Origin of the sequence: Microbacterium resistens (assembly GCF_021172025.1) — a bacterium.
Lineage (GTDB): Bacteria > Actinomycetota > Actinomycetes > Actinomycetales > Microbacteriaceae > Microbacterium > Microbacterium resistens.
Genome location: NZ_CP082781.1, coordinates 1390228 through 1408159, shown reverse-complemented (window position 1 = coordinate 1408159; position 17932 = coordinate 1390228). Strand labels below are relative to the sequence as shown.

Annotated in this window: 21 protein-coding genes; 17 read left to right on the top strand and 4 right to left on the bottom strand. The window is 70.6% G+C overall.

Features of this window, described 5'->3' with window-relative positions; translation table 11 throughout:
• The first annotated feature begins 44 nt into the window (after nt 1-44).
• Complete coding sequence (locus K8F61_RS06890; RefSeq protein ID WP_067243598.1) at nt 45-488, top strand: hypothetical protein; 444 nt, start codon at nt 45-47, stop codon at nt 486-488.
• Between the two features lie 84 nt (nt 489-572).
• Here K8F61_RS06890 and K8F61_RS06885 read toward each other — a convergent pair whose 3' ends face one another.
• The 3 genes from K8F61_RS06885 to K8F61_RS06875 are packed head-to-tail and all read right to left on the bottom strand — an operon-like array spanning nt 573 to nt 2068.
• A complete protein-coding gene (locus K8F61_RS06885; RefSeq protein ID WP_067243596.1) occupies nt 573-998 on the bottom strand; it encodes an OsmC family peroxiredoxin in 426 nt (141 codons plus the stop codon).
• A gap of 45 nt (nt 999-1043) precedes the next feature.
• Entirely contained in the window at nt 1044-1610 is a 567-nt protein-coding gene (locus tag K8F61_RS06880) for a DUF4395 domain-containing protein (protein WP_231821140.1), read from the bottom strand.
• Nucleotides 1607-2068 carry a TlpA family protein disulfide reductase gene (locus K8F61_RS06875; protein WP_231821139.1) on the bottom strand — a complete coding sequence of 154 codons (462 nt, stop codon included), beginning with the start codon at nt 2066-2068 and terminating at the stop codon, nt 1607-1609. The genes K8F61_RS06880 and K8F61_RS06875 overlap by 4 nt, the downstream gene beginning before the upstream one ends.
• A gap of 124 nt (nt 2069-2192) precedes the next feature.
• Here K8F61_RS06875 and K8F61_RS06870 point away from each other — a divergent pair, with 124 nt between their 5' ends.
• The 3 genes from K8F61_RS06870 to K8F61_RS06860 are packed head-to-tail and all read left to right on the top strand — an operon-like array spanning nt 2193 to nt 4236.
• Nucleotides 2193-3002, top strand: coding sequence for a thymidylate synthase (locus tag K8F61_RS06870; protein ID WP_231821138.1), 810 nt, complete (start codon nt 2193-2195; stop codon nt 3000-3002).
• Nucleotides 2999-3475: a dihydrofolate reductase gene (locus K8F61_RS06865; RefSeq protein ID WP_067243589.1), complete on the top strand. Its 477-nt coding sequence runs from the start codon at nt 2999-3001 to the stop codon at nt 3473-3475. Before K8F61_RS06870 ends, K8F61_RS06865 begins: the two co-directional genes overlap by 4 nt.
• The gene (locus tag K8F61_RS06860) at nt 3475-4236 is read left to right on the top strand and encodes an SDR family NAD(P)-dependent oxidoreductase (protein ID WP_231821137.1); all 762 of its coding nucleotides are present in this window, start codon (nt 3475-3477) and stop codon (nt 4234-4236) included. Before K8F61_RS06865 ends, K8F61_RS06860 begins: the two co-directional genes overlap by 1 nt.
• A 22-nt stretch (nt 4237-4258) precedes the next feature.
• Here the strand turns inward: K8F61_RS06860 and K8F61_RS06855 are convergent, their stop codons facing one another.
• Nucleotides 4259-4798: an NUDIX domain-containing protein gene (locus K8F61_RS06855; RefSeq protein ID WP_067243585.1), complete on the bottom strand. Its 540-nt coding sequence runs from the start codon at nt 4796-4798 to the stop codon at nt 4259-4261.
• Nucleotides 4799-4841: 43 nt separating this feature from the next.
• Here K8F61_RS06855 and K8F61_RS06850 point away from each other — a divergent pair, with 43 nt between their 5' ends.
• The 13 genes from K8F61_RS06850 to K8F61_RS06790 all read left to right on the top strand — a co-directional run bounded on the left by K8F61_RS06850 (nt 4842) and on the right by K8F61_RS06790 (nt 17906).
• Nucleotides 4842-5276, top strand: a complete 435-nt coding sequence (locus K8F61_RS06850; RefSeq protein ID WP_231821136.1) for an EF-Tu/IF-2/RF-3 family GTPase — start codon at nt 4842-4844, stop codon at nt 5274-5276.
• A 28-nt stretch (nt 5277-5304) separates the two neighbouring features.
• A complete protein-coding gene (dapA, locus tag K8F61_RS06845) occupies nt 5305-6282 on the top strand; it encodes a 4-hydroxy-tetrahydrodipicolinate synthase (protein WP_231821135.1) in 978 nt (325 codons plus the stop codon).
• A gap of 106 nt (nt 6283-6388) precedes the next feature.
• Nucleotides 6389-8065, top strand: a complete 1677-nt coding sequence (locus K8F61_RS06840; RefSeq protein ID WP_067243578.1) for a ribonuclease J — start codon at nt 6389-6391, stop codon at nt 8063-8065.
• A gap of 83 nt (nt 8066-8148) precedes the next feature.
• Nucleotides 8149-10935: an FtsK/SpoIIIE family DNA translocase gene (locus tag K8F61_RS06835; RefSeq protein WP_067243576.1), complete on the top strand. Its 2787-nt coding sequence runs from the start codon at nt 8149-8151 to the stop codon at nt 10933-10935.
• Nucleotides 10935-11519, top strand: coding sequence for a CDP-diacylglycerol--glycerol-3-phosphate 3-phosphatidyltransferase (pgsA, locus tag K8F61_RS06830; RefSeq protein ID WP_231821134.1), 585 nt, complete (start codon nt 10935-10937; stop codon nt 11517-11519). Before K8F61_RS06835 ends, pgsA begins: the two co-directional genes overlap by 1 nt.
• Complete coding sequence (locus K8F61_RS06825; protein ID WP_231821133.1) at nt 11516-12004, top strand: CinA family protein; 489 nt, start codon at nt 11516-11518, stop codon at nt 12002-12004. Before pgsA ends, K8F61_RS06825 begins: the two co-directional genes overlap by 4 nt.
• A gap of 144 nt (nt 12005-12148) precedes the next feature.
• The gene (locus K8F61_RS06820; RefSeq protein ID WP_025103227.1) at nt 12149-12457 is read left to right on the top strand and encodes a helix-turn-helix domain-containing protein; all 309 of its coding nucleotides are present in this window, start codon (nt 12149-12151) and stop codon (nt 12455-12457) included.
• Between the two features lie 40 nt (nt 12458-12497).
• Nucleotides 12498-12722: a DUF3046 domain-containing protein gene (locus tag K8F61_RS06815; protein WP_067243652.1), complete on the top strand. Its 225-nt coding sequence runs from the start codon at nt 12498-12500 to the stop codon at nt 12720-12722.
• 272 nt (nt 12723-12994) lie between these two features.
• Entirely contained in the window at nt 12995-14047 is a 1053-nt protein-coding gene (gene recA / locus K8F61_RS06810) for a recombinase RecA (RefSeq protein ID WP_067243572.1), read from the top strand.
• 50 nt (nt 14048-14097) lie between these two features.
• On the top strand, nt 14098-14838 hold the full coding sequence (locus K8F61_RS06805) for a regulatory protein RecX (protein WP_231821132.1): 741 nt from the start codon (nt 14098-14100) through the stop codon (nt 14836-14838).
• A gap of 106 nt (nt 14839-14944) precedes the next feature.
• The gene (miaB, locus tag K8F61_RS06800) at nt 14945-16492 is read left to right on the top strand and encodes a tRNA (N6-isopentenyl adenosine(37)-C2)-methylthiotransferase MiaB (protein ID WP_231821131.1); all 1548 of its coding nucleotides are present in this window, start codon (nt 14945-14947) and stop codon (nt 16490-16492) included.
• Nucleotides 16489-17466: a tRNA (adenosine(37)-N6)-dimethylallyltransferase MiaA gene (gene miaA, locus K8F61_RS06795; RefSeq protein WP_231821130.1), complete on the top strand. Its 978-nt coding sequence runs from the start codon at nt 16489-16491 to the stop codon at nt 17464-17466. Before miaB ends, miaA begins: the two co-directional genes overlap by 4 nt.
• Nucleotides 17463-17906, top strand: coding sequence for a GNAT family acetyltransferase (locus tag K8F61_RS06790; RefSeq protein ID WP_231821129.1), 444 nt, complete (start codon nt 17463-17465; stop codon nt 17904-17906). The genes miaA and K8F61_RS06790 overlap by 4 nt, the downstream gene beginning before the upstream one ends.
• Nucleotides 17907-17932 lie beyond the last annotated feature (26 nt).

The following is a 17932-nucleotide window of genomic DNA, read 5'->3' as shown; positions in this document are numbered from 1 at the left end:
TCGCCACGGCGGCTGACGTGCGGCATCCCGCCTAGAATCGAGGGATGAGCTCCCGCATCGGGGTGGCCCTGATGGCCGCCTGCCTCCTGCTCTACATCGTGCTGGTCGGGCAGCGGGCGATCGCGCTCTTCGTGTCGGGGCAGCCGGTGGGGGTCCTCATGGGCGTGGCTCTCGTCGTGCTGCCGCTGATCGGGCTGTGGGCGCTGGTGCGCGAGCTCCAGTTCGGGTTCTCCGCCGACCGGCTCACCCGTACGCTGCGTGCCGAGGGGACGCTCCCGGACGACGACGTGCACATGCTGCCCAGCGGACGGGTCGTGAAGGCGGAGGCCTCGGGGCTCGTGCAGCGGTACGAGAGCGAGGCGTCCGCGGCGCCGCAGGACTGGCGAGCGCGGTTGCGTCTCGGCATCGTGCAGGATCTGGCGGGCGACCGCAAGGCGGCCCGTGCGAGCGTGCGCGCCGCGATCCGGATGGAGCGCTCCGCCCGCTGATCGTGTTCCCCTCGCATCGAGTGGTCAGTTTCTGTGGGTCGGCGACGCGCGAACCCACAGAAACTGACCACTCGATGAGGGAGGTCAGGCGAGGGTGGCCTCGAGGGTGATCTCGATGCCGGACAGTGCCTGGGACACCGGGCAGCCGGCCTTGGCCTCCTCGGCGAGGCGCTGGAACGTCTCGGCGTCCAGCCCCGGGACGGAGGCGTTGACGTTGAGGTGGCTGCCCGTGATGCCGGTGCCCGGCTTGAAGGTGACCGACGCGGTCGTGTCCACGCGCTCCGGAGGCGTGCCGTTGCCGGCCAGCGCGTGCGAGAGGGCCATGCTGAAGCAGGACGAGTGGGCTGCGGCGATCAGCTCCTCGGGGGTCGTGGTGGTCTCCGAGCCCTCGGAGCGGGCCTTCCAGTCGAGGGGGAAGGTGCCGAGGTGGGACGAGGAGAACGAGACGGTGCCCGACCCCTCCGTGAGGCTTCCGGTCCAGGTGGCTGCGGCTTCGCTCGTGACAGGCATGACGGTTCCTCCGGTTCGGGGACAGATGTGCTGTCAGCCTAGCGATCAGGCAGCGGCCGAGGAACCTCCGGCGCGGCGCCCCAGGACCCCTGCGCGCTGCAGGAGCAGGTACAGCTGACAGCCGAGGCAGAGCCCGAAGACGGCGTTGAGGAACGCGGCGACGAAGGCCGCGGCGGTCGCGACGGGTAGCGCCCACGGAACCCCGAGCAGGTGCAGCGCCAGACCGACGGCCACGACGACGAGCCCCACCCCCTGGGCGAACCGCGGCGGGCGAGGATCCTCGAGGTCGGCCGGGGGAGACAGCCGCGGACGGACGGCGGCGCGGAACAGCAGTGCCCACGGCTGCGTGCGGGGCGAGATCAGGCTCCAGGCGAACAGGAGCGCCACGACGAGCGCGAGGAGGAAGCCGGGCTCGGTCGCGCGGTCCGTCCACGGAACCGTCGGGACGAAGGTCGCATCGGCGAGGGGCTGGTAGGCGAACCACCCGAACGACGCTTCGGCGGGCGTTGACGCGTCGGCCAAGGCCAGCGCGGTCGCGACGAGCAGCAGCGCGGAGGTGATCGCGGCGGCGAAGCGCGGTCCGCGGGGGTCGATGCCGTCGGGGACGGTCATGCCGCCCTCCTTTCCTTCGCCGTCGGCGCGGGGGCCGGCGTCAGCTCGTCGATGGCGGCGAGGACCTCGGCGGGGCGGGGGACGCCGTGGAAGCGGGAGCGCACCGTGCCGTCCGGGTCGAGCAGGAACGTCGTCGGAGTCGACAGGATGCCGTGACGGGAGGCGAGATCCGCGCGGTGGGTCAGGTCGACCTCGGTGCGCACGACGCCCTCCCGCTGCGCGGCCACACCGTCGAGCACGCGGCGCGCCTGCGGGCACCGCGCGCAGAGCTCGGTGCTGAACTGGACCAGCGTCGCCCGGTCGCCGAGTCCGCCGGGGCCGAGCTCCGCGGCGTCCGTGGCGCGACGATCCCCGCGGACGTCTCTGCGGCGTCCGTCGCGGCGTCGTGCGAGCAGACCGATCGCCACCGTCACCGCGAGCAGGGCCGCGATGACGACGAGGACGAGCGGGAGGGACATGCGTCGAGGGTACGCCGGTGTGGCCGACCGGGACCGGATGTGACGCCGGATGACCCGCGCACGGACGGATCCGGAGCGGGCGTCACGGGCCCCGCCGCGGTCCGGCGCGGGTATCGTGATGCGCATGAGCGCCGCGATCCCCACGCCGTACGAAGACCTGCTCCGGGACGTCCTGGAGCACGGCACCCGCAAGGACGATCGCACGGGAACGGGGACGACGAGCGCGTTCGGCCGGCAGATCCGCTTCGACCTGTCGAAGGGCTTCCCCCTCGTCACCACCAAGCGGGTGCACTTCAAGTCCATCGCCTACGAGCTGCTCTGGTTCCTGCGCGGGGACTCGAACGTGCGCTGGCTCCAGGAGAACGGCGTGACGATCTGGGACGAGTGGGCGGATGCCGAGGGCGAGCTCGGACCGGTGTACGGCGTGCAGTGGCGCTCCTGGCCGACGCCCGACGGCGGTCACATCGACCAGATCCAGCAGGTCGTCCAGCAGATCCGCGACAACCCGGACTCACGGCGGCTCCTGGTCTCCGCGTGGAATCCGGCCGACATCCCGGACATGGCCCTGGCGCCGTGCCACGCGATGTTCCAGTTCTACGTCGCGGACGGGCGCCTGTCCTGCCAGCTTTACCAGCGCAGCGCCGACCTGTTCCTCGGGGTGCCGTTCAACATCGCCTCCTACGCACTGCTGACCCTGATGATCGCGCAGCAGACGGGGCTGCAGCCGGGCGACTTCGTGTGGACGGGCGGCGACTGTCACATCTACGACAACCACGTCGAGCAGGTGCGCGAGCAGCTCACCCGCGAGCCGTATCCGTACCCGACCCTCCGGTTCGCCCGCACCCCCGAGTCGATCTTCGACTACCGCTTCGAGGACTTCGTCGTCGAGGGGTACGAGCATCACCCGGCGATCCGCGCGGCGGTGGCGGTATGACCTGGGTCGGCCTGATCTGGGCCGAGGCGGAAGGCGGCGTGATCGGCGCTTCCGGGGGGATGCCGTGGCGGGTGCCTGAGGACATGGCGCACTTCAAGGAGACCACGCTCGGGGATCCTGTGGTCATGGGACGCAAGACCTGGGAGTCGCTGCCCGAGCGGTTCCGGCCGCTCGCCGGGCGGGAGAACATCGTCGTCACCCGTCAACAGGACTGGAGCGCGGAGGGAGCGCAGCGGGTCGCGAACCTGGCGGACGCCGCCCGTGGTCGCGACCGGATCTGGATCATCGGCGGCGCGGAGATCTACGCGCAGGCGATCGGCGGCGCGGACCGGCTGGAGGTCACCGAGCTCGATCTCGTGGTGGAGGGCGACGCCTTCGCGCCGTCGCGCCAAGGGTGGCGACTCGTCGACGAGGGGGAGTGGCAGACCTCCCGGACCGGGATCCGATACCGCTTCCTCGGGTACGAGCGCTGATGCCGACCGCGCTGATCACCGGGGCGAGTGCGGGACTCGGCGCGGAGTTCGCGCGTCAGCTCGCGGCGCGGGGATCCGATCTCGTCCTCGTCGCCCGCTCGCGTGACGACCTCGACGCGGTCGCGGCGCCGCTGCGCGAGCGTTACCGCGTCGTCGTGGAGGTCCTCCCCGCCGACCTGTCCGTCCCGAGGGAGCTCGCCCGCGTGGAGCGCCGGCTCGCGAACGCCGGGCGCCCGGTGGACCTCCTGGTCAACAACGCCGGCTTCGGACTGCCGTTGCAGTTCGCCGACAACGACATCGCGGACGAGGTCCGCCACCTGCGCGTGCATGTGGAGGCCTCCATGCGGCTGATGCACGCGGCCCTGGGCGTCATGCGCGGACGCGGCGGACGGATCGTCAACGTCGCCTCCGTCGCGGGCTTCATCTCGCGCTCCACCTACTCGGCCTGCAAGGGGTGGCTGATCGGCTTCAGCCGCTGGGCGAACGCCGAGTACGCCGAGGACCGCGTGTCGGTCACCGCCGTATGCCCCGGATTCACCCACACGAGCTTCCACGAGCGCATGGGCCTCGCGCCGGGACACGAGGGCGTGCCCCGGGCGATGTGGCTGGACGCCCGCGACGTGGTCCGCGAGGGGCTGCGCGACGCGGCCCGCGGCAGAGCGGTCTCGATCCCGTCGCTCCGCTACAAGGCGATCGTCGCCCTCACCAGGGTGCTGCCGGCCTCCGTGACCGCGCGCGTCGCCCGGAGGGGTCGCGTCTGACGCAGAGCGGCGCTGGCGGCCGTCAACGGAACCGATCGAGGTGGATCCCGGCGTAGGCGATCGCCGCGATGGTCTCGCCGTCGGTGATCCGGCCGTCGGCGATCATGCCCAGCACCTCCTCGAACGGCTCCCACGACACCTCGTCGATGCCCTCCTCCCGCTGCGCGTCGTCGTCCGTCCGCGCCTGCGCCAGCCCCCGGGCGAGGAAGACGTGCTCCGGGGCGACCGTGATCCCGTTGAGCGCGTTCATGAAGCCGATATGGGTCCACTCGGACGCCGTCAACCCCGTCTCCTCGAGCAGCTCCCGGCGTGCGGCCACGAGCGGGTCCTCGCCGTCGCTGCCGCCGGCGGGCACCTCGAGGGAGGACCCGGTGGTGTACCGATCCAGGCGGACCAGGCACACCCGCTCGCGGTCGTCCACCGCGACGACGAAGACGGCGGGGTGGCGCATCTCCACGACGCCGTAGATCCCCTCGCCGGCGGGCCCGACGATCTCGTCCTCGCGGACACGGATCCAGGGGTTCTCGTAGACGGTGCGGGTGCTGCGGGTCTGCCAGGCCATGCAGCGAGCCTAGGGGGCGGTGGTGCGCCCGTAGGATCGGAGGATGGGCTGGTTCGGGAAGAAGAAGCGGGACCGCGACGACGCGGGCGAGACGCTGCGCCGCTACAACGAGGCCGAGGCCGCCCGCCTGACGGCCCTGACGAACCCCGCGGACGCTGCGGCCGCGGAATCGACGGTGCCGGTCACGCTCGACACCGGCTCCGGAGCCGGCGAGTTCCGGGTGGAGGACGTCTTCACCATCACCGGTCGCGGCATCGTGGCGACGGGCACGGTCCTCTCCGGCACGATGCGGGTCGATCAGGACGTCGAGATCCTCCGTGGCGGCGCTCCGGTCGCGGCGTCGCGCGTGACCGGGATCGAGATGTTCCGCAAGAAGGCGACCGAGGTCGGGGCCGGCACGAACGCCGGGATCCTCCTCCGCGGCAGGCCCGCCGTCGAGCGCGGCGACGTGATCCGGGCGTCGTCCCCGTCTGCGTGAGCCTCGGGCGAACCGATACGCTGAGAGCATGACGCACGCTCCCAATCCCTTCGGACAGGTGCTCGTCGCCCTCATCACCCCGATGACGGCCGACGGCGAGGTCGACTGGCCCGCCGTCGAGAAGCACATCGACCGCGTCATCTCGGACGGTGCGGACGGCATCGTCGTCACCGGGACCACCGGCGAGACCTCCACCCTCACGGACGCCGAGAAGCTCCGTCTGGTCGAGGTCGGCAAGGACGTCTCCGCCGGTCGCGCGAAGATCATCACCGGCGGCGGGTCGAACGAGACCGCGCACGCGATCGAGCTCTACAAGGCCAGCGAGAAGGCCGGCGCCGACGGCATCATGATCGTGACGCCGTACTACAACAAGCCGACCCAGGCCGGCATCCTCACGCACTTCCGTCTGGTGGCCGACGCCACCGACCTGCCGGTGATCCTCTACGACATCCCGGGCCGCACCGGGGTGCCCATCAAGTACGAGACGATCCTGCGGCTCGCCAAGCACCCCAACATCCTGGCGGTCAAGGACGCGAAGGGCGACTTCTCCGAGGTCAGCCGGGTGCTCAACCAGACCGACCTGATGTACTTCTCGGGGGACGACGCGAACGTCCTCCCGCACCTGTCGATCGGTGCCACGGGCCTGATCGGCGTGACCGCCAACATCACCTCGGCGCCGTACCGGACGATCGTCGACGCGGTCAACCGCGGCGACCTCGCCGCCGCGACTGCCGAGCACCGTCGGCTGGAGCCGCTCGTGCGCGCCGTGATGACGCACGTCCCCGGCACCGTCGCCGCCAAGTACGTGCTGCACGGTCTCGGTCGCATCGGCAGCCCGCGTGTCCGCCTTCCCCTGGTCGGCCCGGAGGAGTGGGAGGCCGCGATCATCGAGGACGAGCTGGCCCTGGTCTCCGACGTGCCCGGCGCCGACTTCTCCGACTTCCGTCCCGACCGCAACGCCGCCGCCGGCGGCGCCCTGCCCAAGGTGCACGGCACAACTCGATAGCCCCTGCGCGGCTCGCGCAGTGCCGCCCGCTCGGGCGGCACGGTGGCGGGCCCGGCGGGGCGCAAGGCAACGAACGGGCACACGGGTGTCCGACTGAGGAGACCGCATGTCCATTCCCCTGGCAGATCCTGCCCCGCTCGCCGCCGGAACCCTCCGGGTCACCCCGCTCGGCGGGCTGGGCGAGGTCGGTCGCAACATGACCATCTTCGAGTTCGACGGCAAGATCCTCGTCGTCGACTGCGGCGTGCTGTTCCCCGAGGAGCACCAGCCCGGCGTCGACCTGATCCTGCCCGACTTCGAGCCGATCAAGGACCGCCTGGACGACATCGTCGGCGTCGTCCTCACCCACGGCCACGAGGACCACATCGGGGCGGTGCCCTACCTCCTCCGCCTGAAGAACGACATCCCGCTGATCGGCTCCGGGCTGACCCTCGCACTGGTCGAGGCCAAGCTGAAGGAGCATCGGATCAAGCCCTTCACCCTGACCGTCCAGGAGGGGCAGGAGGAGCGGGTCGGTCCCTTCGACCTCGAGTTCGTCGCGGTGAACCACTCGATCCCGGACGCTCTGGCCGTGGCCATCCGCACGCCCGCGGGCATGGTGCTCGCGACCGGCGATTTCAAGATGGACCAGCTCCCGCTGGACGGCCGCATCACGGACCTGCGCGCCTTCGCGCGTCTGGGCGAGGAGGGCGTGGACCTGTTCCTCGTCGACTCGACGAACGCGGACGTGCCGGGCTTCACGCCGACGGAGCGTTCGATCGGACCGGTGCTCGACCAGGTGATCGGCAAGGCGCCGCGCCGGGTCATCGTCGCCAGCTTCTCCAGCCACGTCCACCGGGTGCAGCAGGTGATCGACGCGGCCCACGCCCACGGCCGCCGCGTCGCGTTCCTCGGGCGCAGCATGGTGCGCAACATGACGATCGCCGAGCAGCTCGGCTACCTCAAGGTGCCCGACGGCGTCCTCATCGACTACAAGAAGGCGCGCGACCTGCCGGACGACCGGATCGTCTACATGTCGACCGGGTCGCAGGGCGAGCCCATGGCCGTGCTCAGCCGCATGGCGAACCTCGACCACGCGATCGAGCCGGGCGAGGGCGACACGGTGATCCTGGCGTCCAGCCTGATCCCCGGCAATGAGAATGCGGTCTATCGCGTCATCGACGGGCTGACGAAGCTCGGCGCGAACGTCGTCCACAAGGCGAACGCGCGCGTGCACGTCTCGGGGCACGCCGCGGCGGGCGAGCTGCTCTACTGCTACAACATCCTGAAGCCCGGGAACGTCCTTCCTGTGCACGGGGAGTACCGCCACCTGATCGCGAACGCCAAGCTCGCGCAGGACACCGGGATCCCCGAGGAGCGCACGATCATCGCCGCCAACGGCACCGTGATCGACCTCGCGGACGGCGTCGCTCGTGTGGCCGGCCAGCTCGACCTCGGCTTCGTGTACGTGGACGGCTCCACCGTCGGCGAGATCACCGACGCGGACCTCAAGGACCGGCGGATCCTCGGCGAGGAGGGGTTCGTCTCGGTCATCGTGGTCGTGGACTCCGCGACCGGGCGGATCATCTCGGGCCCCGAGATCCATGCCCGCGGCGTCGCCGAGGACGACGCGGTGTTCGACGACGTGGCTCCGAAGATCGTCGCCGCCCTGAAGGAGGCGTCGGGCAACGGCGTGCGCGACACCCACGCCCTCTCGCAGGTCGTCCGTCGCACGATCGGCCGCTGGGTCAACCAGAAGCTGCGTCGCCGCCCGATGATCGTGCCGCTCGTCATCGAGGCGTGACCGGGGCTCCGCCGAAGCCCGGAAATCCCGGGAAACCCGCGTCACTGCGGGCAGATGTCGGCCCGCGGCCGTAGCGTGGAGGCATGCCCAGGAGTACGAGTGCGACCAAGAGCGGACAGGCGTCCGAGAAGTCCTCGACGCGCTCCCGCTCCGGTTCGGCCTCGGCCTCCGCGCCGAAGCGCCGGAGCGCGGCCGCGCCGAAGAAGTACATCGACGAGCCCGACAAGCCCAACGTCGCCGTGCGCGCGTGGCTCGGGCTGGCCCACGGCGTCGGGGGACTCTTCCGCGCCTTCGGGCCGGAGGCGCTGGAGAAGGAGCAGCGCCGGGACGGCTTCCCGTTCCTGCTCGTGCTGCTCGCGATCGCCGGCGCCGTCAACGAGTGGTTCTTCATCGGCAACGACGTCGCGTCCAACATCAGCGCGTACTCGGTCGGCCTGCTCGTCGGACGGGTCGCGTTCGTCATGCCGGTCCTCCTGATCCTCCTGGCCGGCTGGCTCTTCCGTCATCCTTCGTCCGTGCACGACAACGGCCGCATCGGCATCGGGTTCGGCCTGTTCACGCTCGCGCTCGCCGGCTTCTGCCACGTGGCCGGCGCGCGTCCGCACCCGCGTCAGGGGATGCCGGCGCTCAGCGAGTCCGGCGGACTGTTCGGCTGGCTGGTCGCCGAGCCGCTCGCGATGCTGTCGCCCGTCGTCGGCTACATCGTGCTGGGCCTGCTCGCCGCCCTCAGCATCCTCATCCTCACCAAGACCCCGCCGAACCGGATCGGCTCGCGTCTGGGCGACCTGTACGCCTGGATGTTCGACGCGGAGCGGACGCCGAAGGAGAAGAAGGAGAAGAACGCCCCTGCCGACGAGGACGTCGAGGTCGAGGGGCCGAAGGACGACGACGCGCTGCCCTGGTGGCGCCGGAACAAGACCGGTCGCGAGGAGGACCCCGACGACACGCCCACGGTCCCGACGTCGATGCGGGGCTCCCAGGACCTCACGGAGCTGCTGCCCACGACCGACACGGCCGGGGACCAGACGCCCGCCTACGACCAGGCCGTCATCCGCGACGACCCGTACGACGCGGCGACCGAGGTGCTGTCGGACGTGCGCTCCGTGGCCGACGCGCTCGCGGAGCAGCAGAGCACGGCCCTGCTCGACGACGGGTCGGACACCGGGGAGTACCCGGAGCTCGCGGGCTTCGACGGCTTCGGCACGGACGGTCCCGGCGAACGCGGCCCGCAGGCCCCGGTCGCCCCGTACGTGCTGCCGTCCCCGGGGACGCTGAGCGCGGGACCGCCGGCCGTCGCGCGCTCCGAGGCGAACGATCGCGTCGTCGAGCAGATCACCAACGTCCTGACCCAGTTCAACGTCGATGCAAAGGTCACCGGCTTCTCCCGGGGACCGACGGTCACGCAGTACGAGGTCGAGGTCGGCCACGGCGTGAAGGTCGAGAAGATCCTCCAGCTCAGCAACAACTTCGCCTATGCCGTGGCGTCGAACGACGTCCGGATCCTGTCGCCGATCCCCGGCAAGAGCGCGATCGGCATCGAGATCCCCAACGCGGACCGCGAGACGGTGTCCCTCGGCGACGTCCTGCGCTCCACGGCCGCGCAGAAGAGCACGCACCCGCTGACCATCGGCGTCGGTAAGGACGTCGGCGGCAACTTCGTCGTCGCCAACCTCGCGAAGATGCCGCACCTGCTGGTGGCCGGCTCCACCGGCTCGGGCAAGTCCAGCTTCGTGAACTCGATGATCACGAGCCTGCTGATGCGCGCCCGCCCGTCGGACGTGCGGATGGTCCTGATCGACCCGAAGCGGGTCGAGCTCACCAGCTACGCGGGCGTCCCGCACCTGATCACACCCATCATCACGAACCCGAAGAAGGCGGCCGAGGCGCTGCAGTGGGTCGTGAAGGAGATGGACATGCGGTACGACGACCTCGCGTCGTTCGGGTTCCGCCACATCGACGACTTCAACCGCGCCGTGCGTGCGGGGGAGGTCGAGGTGCCGCCCGGCAGCGAGCGGGTCCTCAAGCCGTATCCGTACCTGCTCGTCGTCGTCGACGAGCTGGCGGATCTCATGATGGTCGCCCCGCGCGACGTCGAGGACTCCATCGTCCGCATCACTCAGCTCGCGCGTGCATCGGGCATCCACCTGGTGCTGGCGACGCAGCGGCCGAGCGTCGACGTCGTCACCGGTCTGATCAAGGCCAACGTCCCGTCGCGGCTCGCCTTCGCGGTGACGAGCGTCACCGACAGCCGCGTGATCCTCGATGCCCCGGGCGCGGACAAGCTCATCGGACAGGGCGACGCCCTGTTCTCGCCGATGGGGTCCTCGAAGCCCTTCCGCCTCCAGGGGGCGTGGGTCGAGGAGAGCGAGATCGACGCCGTGGTCAAGCACGTCACCGGCCAGGCCCGCCCGGAGTACCGTCCGGACGTCCAGGAGGCCATCGAGACGAAGAAGAAGGAGGTCGACGAGGACATCGGCGACGACCTCGAGCTTCTCCTCGCGGCCGCCGAGCTCGTCGTGTCGACGCAGTTCGGCTCCACGTCCATGCTGCAGCGCAAGCTGCGTGTCGGTTTCGCGAAGGCCGGCCGCCTCATGGATCTTCTCGAATCGCGCGAGATCGTCGGCCCCTCCGAGGGCTCCAAGGCGCGCGACGTCCTCGTCACGGCCGAGCAGCTTCCCGGCGTCCTCGCGCGGCTCCGAGGCGACGAGCCGCCCGCCGCGCCGTCGGCGCCCGCGTCGGCGCCTGCGGCGGGAGCACCGGCGGCGGACGACCCGTACGGGGCCGATCCTCTGGAGGAGCAGTATCGCGACCTCCCGGTGGTGGAGTCGGAAGGCGACGAGGACGCCTGGGGCCTGACGGGACGCGACTGATGGCCATCCCGCGGCAGCTGCCCAACGCGATCACGGTGGCGCGCATCCCGCTCGCCGTCGTGTTCTTCGTGCTCCTGCTGATGGGCGGCACGGCGGGCCTTCACGACCTCGTCCTCCGGTGGATCGCCGGCGCGCTGTTCATCCTGGCGATCTCGACGGACTGGGTCGACGGGTTCCTGGCGCGCAAGTACGACATCGTCAGCGACTTCGGAAAGCTCTGGGACCCCATCGCGGACAAGCTGCTGACCGGTGCGGGATTCCTCGGGCTCGCGATCCTCGGCGAGGTGCCCTGGTGGATCGTCGTGGTCATCCTGGTGCGGGAGTGGGGGATCACGGTCCACCGTCTGGTGATCGCCAAGGAGCACGTCGTCGCGGCGGCGTGGATGGGCAAGGTCAAGACGGCCGTCCAGGGCGTCGCTCTCGGATGGGCGCTGCTGCCGCTCCACGTGCTCGTCGGGATGACGCCGTGGACGGTGGTCACCATGATCCTCATGGTCGTGGTGCTGGTGCTGACGGTGGCCAGCGGCATCGACTACGTCGTGGCCCAGGTGCGCGGCGCGCGGAGCGGGCGGACGGGGGAATGAGCACCGAGGCGCTGCTGGCGGAGCTTCGGCGGCGCGGGTGGACCGTGGCCGTCGCGGAGTCGCTGACCGGCGGAGCGCTCTGCGCCGAGCTCGTGTCGGTTCCCGGCGCCTCCGATGTCCTCCGCGGAGGAGTGGTCGCCTACGCGACTCCGATCAAGCACAGCGTCCTCGGCGTCGACGCAGCGCTCCTCGCCGCTCACGGGCCGGTGCACCCCGAGGTGGCGCGACAGATGGCCGACGGGGTGCGTTCGGCGCTGGCCGTCGACGGCCGCGCGGCGGATGTCGGCGTCTCGACGACCGGCGTCGCCGGGCCCACGCCGCAGGGCGGGCAGCCCGTGGGGACCGTGCACATCGGCGTGAGCATCGGCGAGCGGTCGACGAGTCGGGCGTTCCGGTTCGACGGCGACCGGGCCATGATCCGCACGGCGAGCGTCGAGGCGGCGATCGCGGTCGTCTCCGGCGTCCTTTCCGAAAGCGTGGAATAAGAGCGACGTCACCGAAGTTGAGTCCTGTGTGCTCACATTCAAAGCACAGGATGAAAAAGTAGATTCGATGACAACAGGTCGGGTTAGACTGACGATCCGTTCGGACGCGAGATCCGACACGGGCCTTGAGGAGAGGGGGTTCCGATGATCCTTGTACGACAGGAGATCGGCGACGTGCTGCGGGACTTCCGACTGCAGAAGGGTCGCACGCTGCGCCAGGTCGCGAGCAAGGCCTCGGTCGCCCTCGGTTACCTCAGCGAGGTCGAGCGCGGTCAGAAGGAGGCGTCGAGCGAGATCCTCGCCTCCGTGGCCGAGGCGCTCGACGTGCCCATCTCGACGATCATGCGCGAGGTGGGGGACCGCATCTCGGTGCTCGAGGGCATCCAGGTCTTCCCGGACGTCGTTCCGGACGACCTCGTGGCCTCGGTCGAGCCGGAGCTGTCGCTGCGCTGACCCCTCGGGGTCGGCGTATCGACGCGTGGAGCCCCTCCGCGTGCGAAGAAGCGAGTTCCTCCGCGCCGTCGACGGTGAGTTCGGAGCCCGGGCGACGGCGTTGCTGGACGACCTGGTCCTGACCACCCTCGGCACGCGCACGGCGTCCGAAGCGCTCGCGGCCGGCGTCCCGCCGCGGGAGATCTGGCTTGCACTGTGCGAGGAGACGGACGTTCCGGCGCACCGCCGCTACGGAGCAGGGCGTCAGGAGCCGAAGCGCTCCTGACGCCCACGTCGCGTTCTCGGCGTGTTCGATGACACGGCAGTCGATCGTCGGCGTGTCATCGAAGCTGTGTTCGAGAAACGGGTATCGTTCTGCACAGATGACAACGAGGTGTCGTTGTCCACGGATGGTCCCGGAGCCGACGCGAATGTCGGTGGCCCCGCATACCGTGGCAGACGGACCGAAGAGGTCATGCGCCTTGTCGGAGAGTCGCCCCAGCCGGGGCGGCCGCGACAGCCTACAGGCGGCAGTACGCGAGCAAGAAGGAGCATCCCATGCCATCACCCGCAGACCGCGAACGGGCCCTCGAGTCGGCCCTCGCTCAGATCGACAAGCAGTTCGGCAAGGGTTCGGTCATGCGACTGGGCAGCGACGAGCGTGCTCCCGTCGAGGTCATCCCGACCGGCTCCATCGCCCTCGACGTCGCCCTCGGCGTCGGTGGACTGCCGCGCGGCCGCATCATCGAGATCTACGGACCGGAGTCCTCCGGTAAGACCACTCTGACGCTGCACGCGATCGCCAACGTCCAGCGCGCCGGAGGCATCGCGGCGTTCGTCGATGCGGAGCACGCGCTCGACCCCGAGTACGCCAAGAAGCTCGGCGTCGACATCGACCAGCTGCTCGTCTCCCAGCCCGACACGGGCGAGCAGGCGCTGGAGATCGCCGACATGCTGATCCGCTCCGGCGCGATCGACCTCGTCGTCATCGACTCGGTCGCGGCCCTGGTTCCCCGGGCCGAGATCGAGGGCGAGATGGGCGACTCCCACGTGGGTCTGCAGGCTCGCCTGATGTCGCAGGCGCTGCGCAAGCTCACCGGTGGCCTGAACCAGACGAAGACCACGGCGATCTTCATCAACCAGCTCCGCGAGAAGATCGGCGTCTTCTTCGGCTCGCCGGAGACCACCGCGGGTGGTAAGGCGCTGAAGTTCTACGCCTCGGTACGTCTGGACATCCGCCGGATCGAGACGCTGAAGGACGGCAGCGAGGCGGTCGGGAACCGGACCCGCGTGAAGGTCGTGAAGAACAAGATGGCCCCGCCGTTCAAGCAGGCCGAGTTCGACATCCTGTACGGCACGGGCATCTCGCGCGAGGGCAGCCTCATCGATTTCGGGGTCGACCACGGCATCGTGAAGAAGTCCGGGGCCTGGTACACGTACGACGGCGATCAGCTCGGGCAGGGCAAGGAGAACGCCCGGAACTTCCTGATCAACAACCCGGACATCGCCGCCGCGATCGAGACGCAGATCAAGCAGAAGCTGGGCGTCGGCGGGGCAGCGGCTCCGGAGGCCGCGCCCGCGGACGAGCTGGCGCAGCGGCGTCCCGCCTGATCCGGAAGCGATGACCATGTCTCGACGCGACTCGATGAGTGCGGTGGGCCATGCATAGCGGGGGCGGGCCTTCGGAGGACGACCGGCTCGCTCCCGTCATCCCGTTGTTCGGCGGCGCCCGCCGACCGAACGCGGCGACGGCCGAGGAGCCGCAGAGGGCACCGAGCTCGCGACACCCCGCGCATCCGTCTCGTCGGTCGACGTCGGGGGAGTCGCCGCGGCCGCTCGCCGCGGACGAGCGGGCGGACCGCTTCTCCCGGAGAGATGCGACCGACGACGCTGGACCGGGGATCGAAGAGGCGACCGAGTACCTCGTGCGCCGGTTGAGGACCAAGCAACTCTCCAGCCGGGAAGCACGGGAGGCACTGCGTGAGCAGGGTGTCCCGGCGGACGACGCGGCGGATGTGATCGCCGAGTTCGAAGAGCGCGGCTACCTCAACGATGCGGCGCTGGCGGAGTACCTCGTGACCGCGGGGTCCCAGCGCAAGGGGCAGGGACGCGTCGCGATCGGTCGAACCCTCCAGCAACGCGGCATCCCTCGGGAGACCGCTGATGCGGCGCTGGCCGAGCTCGAGGACGACGACGCCGATCGCGCGCTGGAGTTCGCCCGGAGCAAGGCCGCATCGCTCGCGCGATACGACGAGGACACCGCGATGCGGCGCCTGGTCGGGCAGCTCGCGCGGCGTGGCTACGGCGGCGGTGTCGCGATGACGGCGGCCAGGACGGCACTGCGGGAGAACACCCGCTCCTCGGGAGCACGCGGACGCGTCCGCTTCGAGGACTCCGACTGACGCCGTCGAGCTCGGACGCCCGCGGGGCCGGGCGGCGGTACATCGGTCCGGATCCGTTCGGAGGGCGGGCCCGGGTGCTCCGACCGACCGTAGAATGGCTGACATCATGAGCACTCCAGCCAGTGAGCCGACGATCATCGCACCCTCGATCGCAGCGTTCGACGACGCGGGACGCCCGCGCACCTACGAGGTCCGCACCTTCGGGTGCCAGATGAACGTGCACGACTCCGAGCGTCTGTCCGGATCCCTGGAGAGCGCCGGCTACGTGCGTGTGGACGAGGGCGCGGAGGCGGACGTCGTCATCATCAACACCTGCGCGGTGCGCGACAACGCGGCGGGCAAGCTCTACGGCACCCTCGGCCACCTGAAGTCCCGCAAGGACAAGCACGAGGGCATGCAGATCGCGGTGGGCGGCTGTCTGGCCCAGATGGACAAGGACGCCGTGCTCAACAAAGCGCCGTGGGTCGACGTCGTGTTCGGAACGCACAACATGGGCTCCCTCCCGGGGCTGCTGGAGCGCGCCCGGCACAACGGCGAGGCGGAGATGGAGATCCTCGAGTCCCTCGAGGTCTTCCCCTCCACGCTGCCCACGCGGCGGGACTCGGCTCACAGCGGGTGGGTCTCGATCTCGGTCGGCTGCAACAACACGTGCACGTTCTGCATCGTCCCGAGCCTGCGCGGCAAGGAGAAGGACCGCCGCCCGGGAGACATCCTGAACGAGATCCGCCTCCTCGTCGAGGACGGCGCGATCGAGGTGACGCTGCTCGGGCAGAACGTGAACTCGTACGGTGTCGAGTTCGGTGATCGACAGGCGTTCGGAAAGCTGCTGCGTGCGGCGGGGCAGATCCCGGGGCTGGAGCGGATCCGCTTCACGAGCCCGCATCCGGCGGCGTTCACCGACGACGTCATCGACGCCATGGCGGAGACGCCGAGCGTCATGCCCCAGCTGCACATGCCTCTGCAGTCCGGCAGCGACCGGATCCTCCGCGCGATGCGCCGCTCCTACCGCAGCGAGCGCTTCCTCGGGATCCTCGACCGCGTCCGCGAGCGCATCCCTCACGCCGCGATCTCGACGGACATCATCGTGGGCTTCCCCGGCGAGACGGACGAGGACTTCGAGGACACGATGCGCGTCGTCGAGCAGGCGCGGTTCGCGAACGCCTTCACGTTCCAGTACTCGATCCGCGAGGGCACCCCGGCCGCCACCATGGAAGACCAGGTTCCCAAGGAGGTCGTGCAGGAGCGCTACGACCGCCTGATCGCCCTGCAGGAGCGGATCTCCCTCGAGGAGAACCAGAAGCAGCAGGGACGAGAGATCGAGGTGCTGGTCTCCGTCGGCGAGGGCAAGAAGGACGCGGAGACCCATCGCCTCACCGGGCGCGCGGAGGACAACCGACTCGTGCACTTCGAGGTCCCGGAGGGCTCCGACATCCCCAGGCCCGGTGACGTCGTGACCGTCACGGTGACGCACGCCGCGCCGTTCCATCTCCTCGCGGACTCCCCGGACGGGAAGCCGCTGCGCATCCGTCGCACCCGTGGCGGGGACGCATGGGACCGGGCGCAGGCGGAGAGCTGCGGGGTTCCGGCGCCCGCCGACGGCGCGGGGGCCCGCCCCGTCTCCCTCGGGCTGCCGACCCTGCGCGTCGGCGTGTGACCCTTCCGGGACCGGACGCGATCGGCCCGGGCGACGGTCGCCGTCCGCCCCGGCTGTGGGCGGTCGTCGGAGCCACCGGGACCGGGAAGAGCGAGCTCTCCCTGGATCTCGCCGAGGCCCTGGCATCGCACGGGGTGCAGGCGGAGGTCGTCAACGCCGACGCCATGCAGCTGTACCGCGGGATGGACATCGGCACGGCCAAGCTGCCGGTGTCCGCTCGGCGCGGCATCCCGCACCATCTCCTCGACGTCCGGGAGGTCACCGAGGAGGCGGCCGTGGCGTGGTACCAGCCCCTGGCCCGCTCGGCGATCGAGGACATCCATGCCCGCGGTGCCGACGCGATCCTCGTCGGCGGATCGGGGTTGTACGTGTCGAGCGTGCTCTACGACTTCCGGTTCCCGCCCCGGGACGAGACGGTGCGTGCGCGCTGGGAGTCGGAGCTGGCGGAGAAGGGGCCGTCGGCGCTGTTCGCGCAGCTGGCCGAGCGGGATCCGGTCACCGCGCAGCGGATCGACCCGCGGAACGGGCGCCGGATCGTCCGGGCGCTGGAGGTGCTGGAGCAGGGGAGCGCGACCCACGGGGCGGCTCTGCCGGACCGCCCCGTGCCGTGGCATCCGCGGACGCGCATCCTCGGGCTGACGGTGGAGCGGTCGGTCCTCGTGGAGAGGCTCGATCGACGCGTGGAGCGCATGTGGCAGGAAGGACTGATGGCCGAGGTGGCGGGGCTGCGCGAGCACGGCTTGGAATCGGGGATCACCGCGCGCCGCGCGATCGGGTACGCCCAGGCGCTCGCGCAGGGCGCCGGGGAACTGTCGGAGGCGGAGGCGATCGCCCAGACCCAGGCGCTGACCCGGCGGTACGCGCGCCGTCAGGTGTCCTGGTTCCGGCGGTACGAGGACGTCCGCTGGCACGACGCTCTCGCGGGAACGGCCTCGTTCCTCCGGGAGGCTGTCGCCGAGGAGAGGCCCCGATGACGGCGGCAGCACGGCTCCGCGCGTTCGAACCGAGCGACACCGAGGCCGTCGTCACGCTCTGGGAGGAGGCCGGGCTCACGCGACCGTGGAACGATCCGCGTGCGGACATCCTCCGCAAGCTGTCCGTACAGCCCGAGCTCTTCCTCGTCGCGGTCGATCCGGCGGACCGCATCGTGGGCTCCGTCATGGCCGGGTACGACGGGCACCGCGGGTGGCTGTACTACCTCGCGACGGCCGGCGCCGCACGGGGGCAGGGGATCGGTCGGCTCCTCGTCACGGAGGCGGAGCGGCTGCTGACGGAGATGGGCTGCCCCAAGGTCCAGCTGATGGTCCGGCGGGAGAACGAGCAGGTCCTCCGGTTCTACGAAGGGCTGGACTACGAGCCGGTCGACGTCGCGATGATGGGCAAGCGGCTGATCGCCGACAGCCCGGGCGCCTGACCGCACGGCCGGCGATGTCCGTGGCC